Source organism: Fibrobacterota bacterium, assembly GCA_019509785.1.
GTDB lineage: Bacteria > Fibrobacterota > Fibrobacteria > UBA11236 > UBA11236 > Chersky-265.
Genome location: JAEKLQ010000078.1, coordinates 13,348 through 28,264 on the forward strand (window position 1 = coordinate 13,348; position 14,917 = coordinate 28,264).

The window sequence follows — 14,917 nt, forward strand, 5'->3', positions numbered from 1 at the left end:
TCGTTTCCGCACCTCTCACGCTTGGTCCGGCCGCGACCCGGATGCAAGCAACCCGTCCCGAGTGGGATAACCAAGAAAAATGGCATATTGCGGACCCTGCCGCAGCCGTATATTTATGAGTACGCATCCCCTGTAGGTTAAGATGGAGTCAAGATGAAGTCCGGGTCCGCGATGCCTTGGCGTGCCGGTTTCGTGGCCCTGATTGCAGTTCTTTCCTCATGCGCGCCGGATACGCGCTTGGGCGTTTTGGATGCCCAATACCAGGCGCCGGAAGTACCCGTGCATTTCCGCACGGCCCGGGACGGGATCTCGCTTTCCCTTTCCGCTTCGATGAACAGCCAGAATCCCCTTTTCCATCAGCGCCTCTACCGGGAGAGGACGGACGGGAAAAACCTTTATCTCACGCAGGATCCTTCCGACCCCCATCCGTATGGCGAGATCGAGGAGCGATACCGCCTCGCTCGGGAACGGTATGCCATGACGGGCGCAATCACTTGGCAACAGGATGCGCTATACTCGGGTTTAACCGCGGGAGCCGCGCCTGCATCGCGGGGAGAATGGAACGCGGGAGCCTTCTTCGGTTTCAGCGGCGGGCCGGGACCCTGGATGTTTACCGCAGGCGGGGGCCTTTTTCGGAACCGCATCCGCAGGTCGGCGCGCTTCTGGAGCTACTTCGATGCTCCCTACCTCGACAGCCTTTCCGCCTCGGCCTCCGATTCCGTCTATACTCCCGATTCGGTATCCGGTGTGTATACGGATTGGGAAATCCGCTTCGCGGTCGGCGCGATGTACCGTGCGCATGCGCGACTGGCTCCGTACCTGATCGCCGAAGGCGGAACGACCCGCGTTTGGGCCAAGCCCCGGCAAGGCGCCGACTATGCGCATGTTGAGGACGCATCGGTCGGGATCGGCTTGGAATGCAGACCCGGGACCGGCTGGCCCATGCGGATAGAAATCCGATCCGGCCAAACCCGCACGGTCGAAGGATGGGGAAACGCTTTCCTGCAGGGTGGAATGCGCTTGACCCGGGAACTTTGAACCCTCCCCAATTGCGCTTGACAGGTTCGCTATAGCGAACTAATTTCTCCCCGTTTAGCCGCAACGGTTTCTTACGGGAAACTCGTTCGGAAAAAAGACAACCAGGGGTCCCCATCTCGCCGGGTTCGCTTTAGCGAACTAGATGGAAGGACCCGATAGCGACCAGGACACCTACGGCACCATTTCATTACTGGCTTTGCAAAGCCGGAAAGGAACCGTCATGCGATTAGTGATTCTGTCCTGTCTGTACTTTCTATTCTTGGAAGCCTGTATGCAGGTGGACTCGTCGAAACCCACCGCGAGTTCGCTCTCGGGCCCAGCCTACAATCCTGCATTGGCCCTGCAGCAATCGACGCCCATCGACACCAATCGAATGCGCCAAGTGGCGGATGATCAGACCGCCGGCCGGATTAAGCCGCCTGTTTCCACGTATAAAGATCCTGCCACCGGAAGCGAGTACCAGATCAATTCCGGCTGGCGCATCATGCCCCGGCAATCCATTCCTTCCGGCGGGGGCCCGGCACTGGCAAAAGCGGCCAGCGGCCTGATTCAGACCTATACCGATTGGTCGGGGCAGGTGGAGACGCGCATATATGAATGCGTAACGCCGAACACGGCGCAGCACCAGAGCCTGGGATGCCAGGTCGAACAAGGTTTTATCCTGGTGGGAGGAGGCGCCTACGTGGATTATGGGACCGGTCCCGGCGCTCTCCTTTGGGAGAGCCGTCCCCTGGACGAGAACCTCATCACCTGGGTGGCGAGTTCGAAAGATCATACCGCCTCCAATCCCCATCTTCTCCATGTTTACGCCATTGGCCTGCGCCTAAAGAACAATCAAGGAGGATATATCCCCCCAGAGACTTTGCGCGGAAGCATTATCAAGTTCCGGATCATGACCTCGAGTCCTGCGGCGCATAGCCCTGATGCCTTTATTTCCGGCCAATACACCATGGGTGCAGGCGCCCGGACGAATTGGTCCTGTTGCGGAAGCCTTTTGACGAAACTCCAGTATGTGGACTGCGGGAACGGCGCGGAAGGGTTCGACGGGCAGGCGAAAGACCATGGCGTATCGGAGTTAACCACTATCTCCATCTATGAGATTTACGGCGATTATCATTGGTGTTGCGTGCCTACCCTCGATGTCCCGAATTTCGGATCGCTCACCTTCCAGCTGCGTCAAGTGCAGGGAAGCCCGGTGAATACCGGCGTGGCGGTTGCGATGTTGGATGGGGATCCGGGATGGGTGATCACGGGGCCGGGCGGGTTCTCCACATGGACCACCGGAACAGGACGGCTCTTGTTCGGAATCAGGCCCACGGGAACCTATCAAGGGCAAATCAGCGTGTACTCCAAGGATCATAGGGTCACTTCGGCAGGCTACAATACCGTCAGCCTGGTCGAAGTTCAAAAGTTCCACAACGGATACTATCCATAAAGGGAGGGGATGATGGATTGTCGAGCTCTGCTAGCGGCTTGCTTGTTTTGGTCCTGTACTCCCACCGTGCCCCCGGAGGAGCCGGAATACCGGAATCTCGTGGGAAGGTGGATCGCGAGAGACGACAGCTCCATCGTCCTGACCTTCACGGGGGTTTGTTGCGGTTCGAAGCCTCGGCTGGAAGGAAACCTTGCTTGCTTGGGGGTTCGTGGACCCCTCGATCCTTCCAGTTATGCCAATACCTATCCCATCCAATTGCCCGACTCCGTTGGCTCGCGGGAGTACGCTTTCGAAATCGCGCTGACGGCCCCGCTCGATCCGATTTGCGCCGTGGATGGATTCGTTGAGGACGGGTCCGGGAGACGCGCTTTTTCCCGGCCGGCCTTACCGGATTCCGTCGTCCTGGCGCTTACCTTTTCTAGCCGAACCGTTCGCGGTTGCGACTCCTCATGGACGCCTAGGCTATTCGAAAGGAAGCTTTGAGGAACTCTGATGAAAGGCTTGGGGGCAGCCTTATTTATTGCGGGCAGGAGTGCCCTTTGCCCGAACGGTTTTGGCGGGGTTTCGGGCGTGCGGACGCTTGGCGCTACCGCGCGCTTGATACTTGCCCGCCGACTCGGCCACGAAGTTCTCGAGGGCGGAATCGGCGAAGAGATCCGACAAACCGATGCCCAGGCCGGAGCAGATCTTGGCCAGGGTGCTTAGGCGCGGATCGTTCTTTCCATTCAGGACTTCGCTCAAGGTGGATTTCGGGATTTGGTTTTCATGGGCGAAGAGCTCGATGCTGCCCGATGCGCCGGAACCGAGGATCCGCCGCCGAAGGTTTTCGCCCAACTTTTGAAGATAATCCACTGACTTGACCTGTGTAGAGGCCAAAGCTAGGGATTATTCCCGAACGGTTCGTTCGCCATGGCGAACCTGGCGAATCCAGAGCGGTATCCTTGGGCGGATGCTAGAACGGGTGGATGGGCCGCTGCTTGGCCGGGAATTTTAAGGCCCGAGAATCAATTTGCGGGTGAAGCCCTGATGAGCTTGCTCCACGGTGAGGAAGCAAAGACCCGTATGCCGGGGCAAGGCATATCGGGCGGGACCTTGGCCGCGGGCCTCCCAGATCCTTTTCCCCTGGAGATTCCGAAGGCTCGCGGTGAAGGCGCCGGTCAGCGTCAACGACAAGGTGTTGCCTTCGGAACGGAAGGCGAAGGTTCCGGAAGGCGGCCCGCCGTGGGCTAGAGAGGTGACGTTGCAGGCCGCGGGGTCGTTTTTCACGTAATAGGATTTGTAATTCGCCGAAGCGGGGTCCATGCAACCCGCCAGATCGGCCACTTCCAGTTTCCGGAAGCGGATGGGCGCCCCTTCGCCCTGGATCCCGATGGTCCCGCCCGTAACCGGCGTGCCGGCCACGATGGGAAGGGTATTGTTCTTCACGGAGCCATCGCTCCGCTGCACGGGCTTATAGTAGGTGAGTACGTTCTGACCTGAAGCGAAGTACTTGATGACCGAATCCCCCAGCACCAGGGCCGAGACCGAGGTCCACGTCGGCGCCAGGGTCATGGGGTTGGCCGTAGCGTTGGTGCAATGGTCGGCGACCAGGGTGCCCGCGGCATTGTGGTAGCCTATGCCATCGGTGCAGACATTGGCCGTGCCTACCGCCTTGACCCCGTTGGAAGGGCCGACGATTTGGAGCTCCAGGGCGATGGACCAATCCTGGTCCAGCCCGTGGCTGGCCATGGTTTGCGAATGCAGCAGCAAGGCGCTTTGCTGCATGGAATAGGTCGGCGTTCCCGGCGTCTGGGTCCCGAAAAGTTGGTATTCCGCTCGCACTAGATAATGGGTAAAGGTCCTCGGCTTGTAGCCGATGTGGCTCCAAGGCGTCCCGTTCCAGTTGGTGTAATTGGAATAATTCAGTTCCAGGCAATTTCCCGGATCATTGACGCAAGGGGCGACGCGGAAGGTTTGCAAAGAATCCCAGTTCAAGGGATGCCCGGTGATTTTCACTTCCCAGTCCTTGAGATCGGTCCCGTTGAAGAGCGGGGTCCAAACCGTGTCGTTCGGGCCGGCCGAGGCCAAGGCGGTAAGCAGGCAGAGAAGGGCGGAAATGCGTTCGCAGGCGTTCATGGTTTCAATATATAACCGTAATTTTGTTTAACTGCTATTTTGCTTCCCATGCCCCTTGATTCCGACGGCGCCCTTTCGGCCGCCATCCAGGCCAAACTGGAAGTCCTACCCACCCGGCCCGGAGTCTATCTCATGAAGAACGCCAAGGGCGAGATCGTATACATCGGCAAAGCGGTCAATTTGCGCAACCGGGTCCGGAGTTACTTCAATGCCCGATCGCATCAGGCCAACCATCTGGCTTCCACCCTGCTGCGGGCCGTGGCCAAGGATATCGAGTGGATCATCACCGATAACGAGGTCGAGGCTTTGATCCTGGAAGCCAACCTGGCCAACAAGCATACCCCCCGCTACAATGTCCAACTCAAGGATGACAAGCATTTCCCCTACATCCGGGTCACGCTCTCCGAGCCCTACCCACGCTTGATGGTCACGCGGCAGGCTTCGGGAAAGACCAAGGACCTGTTTTTCGGGCCGTACACCAACGTGCGCGCCATGCGCAAGACCCTGAGCCTGTTGAACAAGGTCTTCCGGATCCGCGATTGCGACCTGAAGCTGCCCTTGGACCAGCCCATCCGGCCCTGCCTCAGCTACCATCTGAAGCGCTGCGATGCGCCCTGCGCCAACCTCACCACCCCCGAGTCTTACCGGCATCTGGTCGAGCAGGCGGTCCTGTTGCTCAAGGGGCGCCACCGGGACTTGCGCAAGGACCTGGAACAGCGCATGCGGGACGCGGCCAACGCCGACCGCTTCGAGGAAGCGGCGCGCGTACGCGATCAAATCCGCGATCTGGACTCCCTCCAGGAAAGCCAGAAGGTGGACTTGGGGACGGATGCCTCCAAGGACCTGATCGCCTGCTCCCGCACCGGGAAGATGGCCTGCATCGTCATCCTGGAAATCCGGGACGGGTACGTGAGCGGCCGCAAGCATTTCGAAGTGAACGCGCCGTTGGAACAGGACGAGGACAGCGTCATCACCGAATTCATCAAGGGCTACTACGTACGGCAAGGCGCCGAAGGCATCCCGCGCGAACTGATCCTTTCCCACCCGACCTTGGAAGAGGAGAACGTGGAGGCCGTCTTGCGGGACCTGCGCGGCGGCGCGGTCGATATCGAGATTCCCCAAAAGGGGGAGAAGCGCCGGCAGATCAACTTGGCCCTGGAGAACGCCAAGCTCCTGGTAGCCGAAATGGTGTCCCGCCGCGAGCGCAAGAACCGGCAAAGCTACATGGTGACTGCGCTGCAGGAGGATCTAGGTCTGCCAAACCCCCCGCATCGCATCGAAGGCTTCGATATTTCCCACCTCTCCGGCACCGACACCGTTGCCTCGCAGGTTGTATTCGTGGACGGAAAGCCCAGCAAAAAGGATTACCGGCATTACAATGTGAAAACCGTCGCGGGAATCGACGATTTCGCCTCCATGAAGGAGATCGTGGGCCGCCGCGTAAAGCGACTGATCGAAGAGAACCAGCCCTTCCCTGATTTGTTCCTCATCGATGGGGGCAAAGGGCAATTGGGCATGGCCTATGAAATCCTGCGCGAGGCGGGCCGGCCCGAACAGCCCGTCATCGGCCTGGCTAAGCGCCTGGAAGAAATCTTTTTCCCCGGCCAATCCGAGCCCTTGCTGATCGCGAAGACTTCGCCCAGCCTGCAATTGCTGCAGCAGGTCCGGGACGAGGCCCACCGGTTCGCCATCACCTTCCAGCGATCCAAACGCAAGCAGCATATCGAATCGTCCTGGCTGGACGAGGTACCCGGAGTCGGGACCAAGACCAAGATGAAGCTGTTGCAGGCCTTCGGGGCGCCCGCCGCCATCGCCGCGGCCCCGGAAACGGAGCTGGCGCAAGCGGCGGGCAAGGTGGTGGCCGCGCGCGTGCGGGCATATTTGGAAGAGAAGCGGTCGGATGGGTCCTCGGCGACCCCTCCTTGATCCGGTCCTTCCGATCCAATCCTTCCTAACCCCTTCCTTCGTTCCTAATCCAAGCCTTTCAAAACCAGCAGATGCTTTTGCCCGATGGCCTCCAACAGCCCGGCCTGCACGGCCCCGGTGGTTTGGTTGATGGCCCGCGGGCCTTCGCCGCCATGTAACGGATCCACCACCACGCGCAAGGGACGGCTTCCCGGCGCTGCAGCCACCAGGTCCAGAACCGCGTCGGCCACGGCTTGGGGATCGGGAGCCGCGGGACTGCGAAGGCTTTCCCCGACCGGTCCCCAGAACTTAGCCGGCGCATCGGCCAGGGGGCCGTAGCCGGCCAGGCGATCCAAAGCGGACGGCGCCTCCACGCTCGCGAAAAAATCCGTGGGGAAGCCGCCGGGCTCGACGATCGCCACTTCCACCCCCGTCGCGGACAGTTCGTAGCGGTAGCTTTCGGAAAGCCCTTCCAGGGCGTACTTGCTGGCCGTATAGGCGGAAGCATAAGGCAGCACGATGCGGCCCATGGTGCTCGAGATGTTCACGATCAAGCCGCGCCCGCGCTCGCGAAGATAGGGAAGCGCCGCGCGGGTCACGCGTTGCACCCCGAACACGTTTACCTCGAAGGCGTGCCGGAATTGATCCATGCCCACCGTTTCGCCATAAGCACCCAGGCCGGGACCCACGCCCGCGTTGTTGATGACGGCATCCAGGCCGCCCTCCAGTTCCGCGGCCTTGCGTACCGCGGCGTCCACGGAGGCATCGTCGGCCACGTCGAGTTCCAGAACGTAAAGTTTGCCGCCTCCCCGGACGGATGCGGCCAGGGCCCGGGCCTTGGAGGCGTTGCGCCCAGCGGGGTCGCGCAGGGTGGCGAAGACGGTATGCCCAGCGTTCGCGAGGGTCGTGGCGATGCGGAAACCGAAGCCGGCGGCGGCGCCGGTGACGAGGATTTTCTGCTTGGCGATCATGGCTGCTCCTTGGTACGTGGCGATGATGAGGCCACGGGAGTCAAGCTACCAGGGCGCGGGGCGCGCGCGGATAATCAAATGTTAAGAAATGGGGCGGGACGCGGTGTTCGCGCCAAACCCCGGCGGATGCGGGAAAGGGAAACCTCGGTGATGCCCAGGTAGGAGGCGATGTGGTATTGCGGCAGGCGTTGGGCCAGGTTCCCGTGCATGCGGATGAAGTCCAGGTAGCGTTCGCGCGCGTCCTGGCTTTGGAAGGCCCGGGTGCGCAACTCCTTGCGCGCCATCCACCATTCCCCGAGCTTGCGCCCCATCCGGTCGAAAACCGGGTGGGCATCGTAGAGGGCGTTGAACTCCATGGCATCGGCGATCAGGATCACGGTGGGTTCCAGGGCTTCGACGCCGCACCCGATGGCCAAGTCCGAAGCGCATGCGTTCAACGGGCTGGAGAAGGTATCTTCGTAAAGGAAGGCTTTATTGGCTTCCCGTCCGTCGCTTTCGCGGTAGAAATAGCGCAACAGGCCGCTGCATACGAACAAAATCTCTTTCGCGGTTTGACCGGGTTTGAGCAGGGTATCGCCTTTGCCCGCCTTGCGGATCCTGAAAATGCTTGCCAGCATGTTCCATTCGCGGTCCTCGAAATCGGCCCACTGCGAAAGGGTCTGTCTCATCCGGAGATAAAGCGCAACGTCTTCCATGGGATAAGTATAACCTTTACGCTCCCGCCGCCACGGCCCGCTCCGCTTTCCCCGCCTCGATCTCCGCCAACAACTCGCGCACCCTCGTAGCCGGGTCCGGAGCCAGGCTGATTTCCGTCACCATGGCCACCGTCGCGACCCCGCGCGCGAAAAGCGAACGCAAATGCGAGCGCTTAATGCCGCCCATGGTCGTGGATGGATGCCGGCTGAGCCCGGCCAATTCGAGTACGGCATCGGCTCCCAAAGCGCCGTAACGCGAATGGTCCTTGGTGGCGGTGGGGAACATGGGGCCGATGTTAACGTAGTCGAGCGGCTGCCCTTGCGCGGCGAGAAGCTCTTTGCGATTGTGCGTCGAAAGCCCGATGATCGCTTTCGGCCCCAGCAGGCGGCGGGCTTCCTCGGGGGGCATATCCTCCTGGCCCAGATGCACGCCGTCGGCCCCGAGGGTCAAGGCGATATGCACTCGATCGTTGATCAAGAGCAAAGCGCCGTAGCGGCGGCAAAGCTCCAAGGCGGCGCGCGCTTCCCGTTCAAATCCGCTGTCGGGCAAATCCTTATCCCGGTACTGCACCAGCCGGACCCCGCCCTCCAAGGCGGCGGCGATCACGTCGGCCTGGGGCCGGCCGCCGGTGAGGTTGTGGTCGGTGACGAAGTAAAGCGGGGGCAAGACCGGTTGCGCGTCCATAATCTCCAACCTAGATGCATTCCCATCGGTTCGCAAGAGCGTAGGGCCGGGTTCATAACCGTTTTAGCGCCGCCCACTCCTCCGCCGTCAAGAGCAGGCCGTGCGGGCCTTTTCCCGCATCTTTCATGGCCGCGATGCGATCGCGGGTGGCCGGATGGGTGGATAGGAAGGCGGCCCAACCGGGTAGTTCCTTGAACTTGAGGAATTTCCGGAACAAGGTCTGCAACCCGGAAGCGGAGTAGCCGTGCGCCCTCAAAGTCTCCAGGGCGAAGGCGTCCGCCTCCGCTTCGTCCCGGCGGCCGTAATTCAGGTTGATGAGGTTCCCCGCATTGTCGAGCAGGACCGAACCCGCGCCGCTCATGTCCCCGAGCAACAAGGAAACCCCGAGACCCAGCAGGCTGCCGCGCACCAGGCGCCGCGTGCCATGTCGTAAATGCAGGTGCGCCCCCTCGTGGGCTAACAATCCCATCCACTCCTCCTGGGTCTCCAGCAAGCGCAACATACCCGTATAGACCACGATGGCGCCGCCGGGAAAGGCGAAGGCGTTCTTGATCGACGTGTCCCGTACGATGAGGATGCGGACGCTGTCGCGGTAGCCGGGCCGGAGCGTGAATACCATGGCGGCGCTCTTATCCAAGGCGCGCCGGGCCGCGCCCTTCGGCGGCTTGACGAGCTTGGACTCGAAGGCCCTGGTGGCCGACCCCCCGAGCAAATGATCGATGCTGGGGGGGAGCGCCCGCACCGTCGCGTTCACAAGCATGTCCAGGCCGGCGAAATACATGAAGGCGCCGAACAGGATCAGGAATCCGGACAGGACCAGGGCCCGGCCCCAGAGCGGGGTCGCGGACCAGGCGTTCCGGCGGAGGAGTCCGGCGGCGCGCAGCCATTCCAACGCTTCGGGCCGCTCCCGGAAGGCCAAGGCCGCGCCGGCATGCGCCTTGAGGGCCAGGCTGAAGAAACGATCGTCCCCGCCCCGTTCCGTCAATTCGAATTCGCCCCGGCGGTAAACCCCCGCCGCGTCCCCCTGCCGCACCTCCAAGCCTTGAGGCCCGATCGTGACGATGATCACATGGGCTTTGGCCTGCCTGCCGTCGAAGAACTCCGCCGTACCTTCCCAATAAACCGGGGACGCGGAATCAGGATCCGGGCCCGGATCAGAATCCAAGTCCTACGCCCAAGTCCAGCGCATTGCCCAGGGCCTCGCCGGTGACGCCCGCTTTCTGGCGGCCGACTTGCAGGGCCGCTTCCAGACGGGACGGGTTTTCCAACTCCACGCGGGAAATGAAGAAACGCATGGTCCGCGTCACCGCCCAAGCCGAGCCGAACCCGAGGGTGAAGAAAACGAGCAATATGTTGGTGAGGGTGAGTAGAAAGATTTCTTCCGCCGTGATTTTCCCGCGGAACCGGCAGCCGCCCACGCTCAAATGATCGAGAAGGAAGGCGAAGCGCTTGGGCAACCAGATGAAGTAGTAGACCCCGCAGGTGAGGAGGGAAAGGAAATATCCCTTCATCGCCAGCCGCCAGTAGGCGCCCGCATCCTTGCGCCAGGTGAACTTCAGGTCGCCGAAGGAAAGATTGTCGTAGATGCGCCCGATCTTCCAATGGGTGTACAGGGGGAAGGCGAATCCGAAGGTCACCAATCCCAGGAGCAAACGGGGAATGGCATCGCGCGCGAAGAGGAGCGGGCTCCCGGCTAAGCGGAAATCGATTTCGCGAAAACGCGCCCGGGACGCCCGATAAGCCACGGTGGCGTAGATGGCGAACTGGGTGAGGAAGACGATGGCTGCGAAGAAGATCACGGTGACCAATATCCCCGCGACCCTCAGCTTGTGCCGGCCTTGCAGGTAGGCTCCCGCGAAGAAGAGGCCATACAGTATGATAAGCAACCCGATCGCCTTCAAGGTACCGATGAAGATCTCTTTGCCGGTTCCGGTAAAGCGGAAGCGCGATCCGGCGAATTCGGTGTTCCCGTAAAAGAACTTGTAGATGCGGGCCTTGCCCCACGCGAAATAAATGCCGAGAGTGAGAATCGTGAGCGCCGAGTTGGCGAGCCAGAGCAGGAAAAGGTCGCCCCCTTTACCGTGGAAATCGCCGGCGGCCGTGGGTTCTTCGGATGCAGGCGCGCTGGGCGCGTATTCGCCGGACATGGGACCTCCGCGGGTTGGAAGCGCAGTCGCGGCCGTCGTGTCGTCGTATCGGCCGTAACGGAAACGAATAATAATAACACTGGTCCGCGGGGCGGGACCAGTGAAAGTGTTGCAATCGAATCGAGGGGTCCGGAGGGCGGGGTTGGCCGCGCGCGGTCCTAGCGCAGGCCTTCCTGGGGGCTGGACGCCGAGCCGTACAGCTTTCGCGGGATGCGGCCGGCAAGAAAGGAATCGCGGCCGGCTTCGCATGCCATCCGGAAGGAACGGGCCATCCGCGCCGGGTCCTTCGCGCCGGCGATCCCGGTATTGCACAGGATCCCGTCCACGCCCAGTTCCATGGCCCGCGCCAGGTCCGAGGCCGTCCCCATGCCCGCGTCCACGATCACCGGGCAAGACAACGACTCCATGATGATGCGGATGTTGTTCTCGTTGAGCACGCCCTGCCCGCTGCCGATGGGGGAGCCCGCCGGCATCACCGCCGCCACCCCCAGGTCTTCCAGCTTCTTGGCCAATACCGGATCGTCGTTGGTATAGACCATCACGGTATGGCCTTCCTTCACCAGGATCTTGGAAGCCTCGTAAGTGGCCAAAGGATCGGGTAACAACGTTTTCTGGTCGAAAAGCACTTCCAGCTTGAGGTACTTCATCCCCTGGGCCCCGGCCAAGCGCGCGATGCGCAGCGCGTCCTCCACGTTGTAGGCTCCCGCCGTGTTCGGCAGCAAGGCGTACTTCTTCGGGTCGATGAAGTTGAGGATGTTCTCTTCCTCGGGACCGTTCAGCTTCACGCGGCCAAGGGCCACGGTAACCATTTCCGCGCCCGAAGCCTCGTGGCATTGGCGCATGATTTCGAAATCGGGATACTTGCCGGTTCCGACGATGAGGCGGGAGCGGAAGGTTTTCCCGCCCAATACGAGCGGCTTGTCATGGGGCATGAGCTGACCTCTAAAGCCTGGAAGGTGGAAAGCCAAAGATAGGAAATCGGCCGATCCGACGCCGGCAATCCGCACCTCCCCGCGGCGGCCGCTCCTTAGCGCAGGCTCTTGCGCGCCGCCTTCGCCAAATATCCCGCCAGCGCCAGGAACAGCGCCATCGACGCCCATGCCAACCAGGACGGATGCCAAGCCACCGCCAGCGGAACCTTCAAATACACGCAGGCCGCCAAGGCCACGCCCAGGATGGATTCTCCCGCGATCAGCCCAGAGCTTAAGAGCACGCCCGCATTGGAAAGCTCGTCATCGGCCGCGCCTTCGGCCGCGGTCCGCGCCAAAGCCCTTTGGCCCGCCCAACGGATCAAGCCGCCCATCAGGATGGGCACCGACAAAGTGAAAGGCAGATACATGCCTACCGCCACCGGCATCGGATGCAGGCGGAATCGCGATCCCCGCGCCTTCAACCAGGCATCCGCGGCGATCAAGGCGATTCCGATACCGGCCCCGATGCCGATCAGTCCCACGGGAATGCTGCCCTTTCCGAACAAGCCGCCCGCCAAGCTCGCGAACAGGGTCGCCTGCGGCGCCTTCAAGCCCACCCCGATCCCGTAGGAATGATGCAGCAGCGACAAAACCGGAGCGATGACGAATGCGGGGGCGACGGCCCCGAGCACTTCGGCGTACTGTTGCGCCTTCGGCGTGCTGCCCACCAGGTATCCCGTTTTCAGATCCTGGGAGCAATCCGCCGCCGAGCACGCCGCGCAGCACACGATGGCCGCCACCCCCAACGTCGCCAGGATGGCGTTGTCGCCCTTGAACCCCAGCAGTAGGAAGAATCCCGCCGTGCCCAACAAGGCCGAGATGGTCATCCCCGAAACGGGATTGTTGGAGCTTCCGACCAGACCCACGATATAGCTGGAGACTCCGGTCAGAACGAAGGATGCGGCCAGCATCAGCAAGGTCGTGATCAAGGTCAGGCCGGGCGACTTGAGCAGGTAATAATACAGCCCGGCCGTGAGCACGGCGCAGACGGCCAACAGCAGTAGCAGAAAGCGCCCGGGCATATCGGTATCGGTGCGCGCCGGCCGGGTGGAGGATTCCCGGCGGTAGGAGCGGGCCAGGCTCCCCAGCCCCTGGAAGATTCCGGAGCGGATCGAGAAGATGGACCAGAGGCCGCCCGCCACCATGGCGCCCACGCCCAGGTAACGGATTTGCCCGGACCAAAGTCCCCAGGCCGCGTCCAAGGGCGCGGCGGTGGCCATGGCGCCCGTCGGCCGGAGGAGCGGCAGCCCGATGAGCCAGGCCAACGCGCCTCCCAGGAACACTTGCGAAGCCACGCCCAGCCCGGTGATGAAGCCAACGGAGAGAAGCGCGGGGGAGAGATCGCTCCCCAGGAAAACCACGCGTCCGCCTAAGCGCCCGGCCCATTCCAGCGTTCCGTTCAGCAGCCCTAAGCCCGCAGATAAAAGCTTAAAGGCCCCGCCCAGGGCGAAACCTTTCACCAACCAGGCCACGCCGCCTTTCGCGCCGCCGGCTCCCGACTTCAGCACTTCGGCGCAGGCCACGCCTTCGGGATAGGTCAGCTGCGGGCTTTCCACGATCAAAAGGCGCCGCAAAGGCACCATGAAAGCGATGCCGAGCAAGCCTCCGGTCATGGAGATCAAGGTGGTAGGCCAGAAGCGGAAATCCTTCCAAGCCCCCACCAGCACCAGCGCCGGGATGGTGAAGATGGCTCCCGCCGCCAAGGATTCTCCCGAGCTCGCCAAGGTCTGCACGATATTCGCGCCGAGTACTTCGCGCCGCCCCAACATCCGGTACGCCGCCATGCCCAGCACCGCCGAAGGGATGGATGCGGAGACCGTCATACCCGCGTATAGACCTAAGTACACGTTGGCGGCCGTCATGATCAGGGCGATGCCCAGCCCCAGACCCACCGAAAGCCAAGTGAACTCGCCCGGCGCCCCGAAAAAGCCGGATCGCTCCATCCCCGCCCGCTCGACCGGGCTTTGCCCAGCGGGCGCATTTCGTCGCCCCTCGTACGCCATGGTTTCCTCCCGGCCACTGTCCGGTGCGAAAGGTAAAATTCCCATCCCTCCGTTGTTCTTGCCCCTCTCTTGGTTAAAGGCATCCTAAAGAGTCCCAATCTCTACGTATCCCGCGGGTATAAAGCCATGGGCCAGGTATCGGGAATCGGGTAGATTTCTAACAAGCCTCTGGTTAAACTGGAGTTAGGCGTACCGACATTGAAGGAATCATGGCTTCCGACTATATTTACCCCTCTCACAAAATTTCTGGAGCCGCCCGATGAAAACCGGAATCCATCCTAAATACGAACCGCAAACCTTCAATTGCTCCTGCGGCAATATCATCGAAGTGCGCGCCACCATTCCCGGCCAGGGCATCGAAATCTGCTCCAACTGCCATCCGTTCTACACCGGTAAGCAGAAGATCCTCGACTCCGCCGGACGTATCGAAAGGTTCACCTCTCGCTACACCACCATCGTGGGCGCCAAGCGCAAGACCCGGACGGCCTCGAAGGACGCCCCCAAGGCCGAATGAACCCCTTCCGCAAAGGGCTCCACCGCCTCACGTGGACCCTTTCCTTCCTCGCCGACTACCAGCCGGAAAGCATCGGCGGGCAAGCGGTGATCGAAGGCGTTCTGATGAGGAGCCCGCGGCGCCTAGCCGTCGCGGTGCGCGCCCCCGACGGTTCCATCGTGGTCGACAACCAGGAGTTCCTCTCCTACTCCCGGCGTCATAAACTCCTTTCCTTGCCCATCCTGCGCGGCGCCGCCTCCTTGGTCGAGTCCCTCGCCATCGGCATCAAGGCCCTGAATTTCTCGATGTCGGTGCAAGAGCGCGCGGCCCAGCCGGACGATGCCTCCGCAGCGCCCGCCGCCTCCGCGGCGCCCGCCCCCGCGGCGAAGCCCTCGGGACGCGAAGGCCTCTGGGTTGCCCTTAGCCTGCTCTCGTCGCTGGGTCTTGCCCTCGGCCTCT

General features: G+C 61.9%; 14 protein-coding genes. 5 read left to right on the forward strand and 9 right to left on the reverse strand.

Features of this window, described 5'->3' with window-relative positions:
* Positions 1–153 precede the first annotated feature (153 nt).
* Complete coding sequence (locus tag JF616_21190; protein ID MBW8890277.1) at positions 154–1,038, forward strand: hypothetical protein; 885 nt, start codon at positions 154–156, stop codon at positions 1,036–1,038.
* 220 nt (positions 1,039–1,258) lie between these two features.
* Complete coding sequence (locus tag JF616_21195) at positions 1,259–2,473, forward strand: hypothetical protein (GenBank protein ID MBW8890278.1); 1,215 nt, start codon at positions 1,259–1,261, stop codon at positions 2,471–2,473.
* A 513-nt stretch (positions 2,474–2,986) separates the two neighbouring features.
* On the opposite strand, the gene JF616_21200 is transcribed toward JF616_21195, so the two are convergent.
* Positions 2,987–3,325 (reverse strand): helix-turn-helix transcriptional regulator, encoded by a 339-nt coding sequence (locus tag JF616_21200; GenBank protein ID MBW8890279.1) that lies wholly within the window; start codon positions 3,323–3,325, stop codon positions 2,987–2,989.
* A gap of 138 nt (positions 3,326–3,463) precedes the next feature.
* The gene (locus JF616_21205) at positions 3,464–4,588 is read right to left on the reverse strand and encodes a DUF1080 domain-containing protein (GenBank protein ID MBW8890280.1); all 1,125 of its coding nucleotides are present in this window, start codon (positions 4,586–4,588) and stop codon (positions 3,464–3,466) included.
* A 48-nt stretch (positions 4,589–4,636) separates the two neighbouring features.
* Between JF616_21205 and uvrC the strand changes: the two genes are divergently transcribed.
* Positions 4,637–6,514 (forward strand): excinuclease ABC subunit UvrC, encoded by a 1,878-nt coding sequence (gene uvrC / locus JF616_21210; protein ID MBW8890281.1) that lies wholly within the window; start codon positions 4,637–4,639, stop codon positions 6,512–6,514.
* Between the two features lie 44 nt (positions 6,515–6,558).
* On the opposite strand, the gene JF616_21215 is transcribed toward uvrC, so the two are convergent.
* From JF616_21215 to JF616_21245, 7 genes are all read right to left on the reverse strand, one after another.
* Positions 6,559–7,464 carry an SDR family oxidoreductase gene (locus JF616_21215; protein MBW8890282.1) on the reverse strand — a complete coding sequence of 302 codons (906 nt, stop codon included), beginning with the start codon at positions 7,462–7,464 and terminating at the stop codon, positions 6,559–6,561.
* A 74-nt stretch (positions 7,465–7,538) separates the two neighbouring features.
* Positions 7,539–8,081: a Crp/Fnr family transcriptional regulator gene (locus JF616_21220; protein ID MBW8890283.1), complete on the reverse strand. Its 543-nt coding sequence runs from the start codon at positions 8,079–8,081 to the stop codon at positions 7,539–7,541.
* A 94-nt stretch (positions 8,082–8,175) separates the two neighbouring features.
* On the reverse strand, positions 8,176–8,844 hold the full coding sequence (gene thiE, locus JF616_21225) for a thiamine phosphate synthase (GenBank protein MBW8890284.1): 669 nt from the start codon (positions 8,842–8,844) through the stop codon (positions 8,176–8,178).
* A gap of 52 nt (positions 8,845–8,896) precedes the next feature.
* Positions 8,897–10,009 carry a M48 family metallopeptidase gene (locus tag JF616_21230; protein ID MBW8890285.1) on the reverse strand — a complete coding sequence of 371 codons (1,113 nt, stop codon included), beginning with the start codon at positions 10,007–10,009 and terminating at the stop codon, positions 8,897–8,899.
* The gene (locus JF616_21235) at positions 9,999–10,991 is read right to left on the reverse strand and encodes a DUF898 family protein (protein ID MBW8890286.1); all 993 of its coding nucleotides are present in this window, start codon (positions 10,989–10,991) and stop codon (positions 9,999–10,001) included. The genes JF616_21230 and JF616_21235 overlap by 11 nt, the downstream gene beginning before the upstream one ends.
* Positions 10,992–11,149: 158 nt before the next feature.
* On the reverse strand, positions 11,150–11,923 hold the full coding sequence (locus JF616_21240; protein ID MBW8890287.1) for a thiazole synthase: 774 nt from the start codon (positions 11,921–11,923) through the stop codon (positions 11,150–11,152).
* Between the two features lie 95 nt (positions 11,924–12,018).
* The gene (locus tag JF616_21245) at positions 12,019–13,905 is read right to left on the reverse strand and encodes an oligopeptide transporter, OPT family (GenBank protein ID MBW8890288.1); all 1,887 of its coding nucleotides are present in this window, start codon (positions 13,903–13,905) and stop codon (positions 12,019–12,021) included.
* 319 nt (positions 13,906–14,224) lie between these two features.
* Here JF616_21245 and rpmE point away from each other — a divergent pair, with 319 nt between their 5' ends.
* Together rpmE and JF616_21255 are read left to right on the forward strand one after the other, a co-directional pair.
* The gene (rpmE, locus tag JF616_21250; protein MBW8890289.1) at positions 14,225–14,479 is read left to right on the forward strand and encodes a 50S ribosomal protein L31; all 255 of its coding nucleotides are present in this window, start codon (positions 14,225–14,227) and stop codon (positions 14,477–14,479) included.
* Positions 14,476–14,917, forward strand: a 442-nt coding sequence (locus JF616_21255; GenBank protein MBW8890290.1) for a DUF1385 domain-containing protein, incomplete at its 3' end; no start/stop codon positions are given. The genes rpmE and JF616_21255, both read left to right, overlap by 4 nt.

Excerpts from the sequence above, each read along its gene's own strand:
- JF616_21245 (MBW8890288.1), bottom strand. The coding sequence starts at position 13,905 with ATGGAGCGATCCGGCTTTTTCGGGGCGCCGGGCGAGTTCACTTGGCTT.
- JF616_21215 (MBW8890282.1), bottom strand. The coding sequence starts at position 7,464 with ATGATCGCCAAGCAGAAAATCCTCGTCACCGGCGCCGCCGCCGGCTTC.
- JF616_21220 (MBW8890283.1), bottom strand. The coding sequence starts at position 8,081 with ATGCTGGCAAGCATTTTCAGGATCCGCAAGGCGGGCAAAGGCGATACC.
- JF616_21240 (MBW8890287.1), bottom strand. The coding sequence starts at position 11,923 with ATGCCCCATGACAAGCCGCTCGTATTGGGCGGGAAAACCTTCCGCTCC.
- JF616_21195 (MBW8890278.1), top strand. The coding sequence starts at position 1,259 with ATGCGATTAGTGATTCTGTCCTGTCTGTACTTTCTATTCTTGGAAGCC.
- uvrC (MBW8890281.1), top strand. The coding sequence starts at position 4,637 with ATGCCCCTTGATTCCGACGGCGCCCTTTCGGCCGCCATCCAGGCCAAA.
- rpmE (MBW8890289.1), top strand. The coding sequence starts at position 14,225 with ATGAAAACCGGAATCCATCCTAAATACGAACCGCAAACCTTCAATTGC.
- JF616_21205 (MBW8890280.1), bottom strand. The coding sequence starts at position 4,588 with ATGAACGCCTGCGAACGCATTTCCGCCCTTCTCTGCCTGCTTACCGCC.
- JF616_21190 (MBW8890277.1), top strand. The coding sequence starts at position 154 with ATGAAGTCCGGGTCCGCGATGCCTTGGCGTGCCGGTTTCGTGGCCCTG.
- thiE (MBW8890284.1), bottom strand. The coding sequence starts at position 8,844 with ATGGACGCGCAACCGGTCTTGCCCCCGCTTTACTTCGTCACCGACCAC.
- JF616_21235 (MBW8890286.1), bottom strand. The coding sequence starts at position 10,991 with ATGTCCGGCGAATACGCGCCCAGCGCGCCTGCATCCGAAGAACCCACG.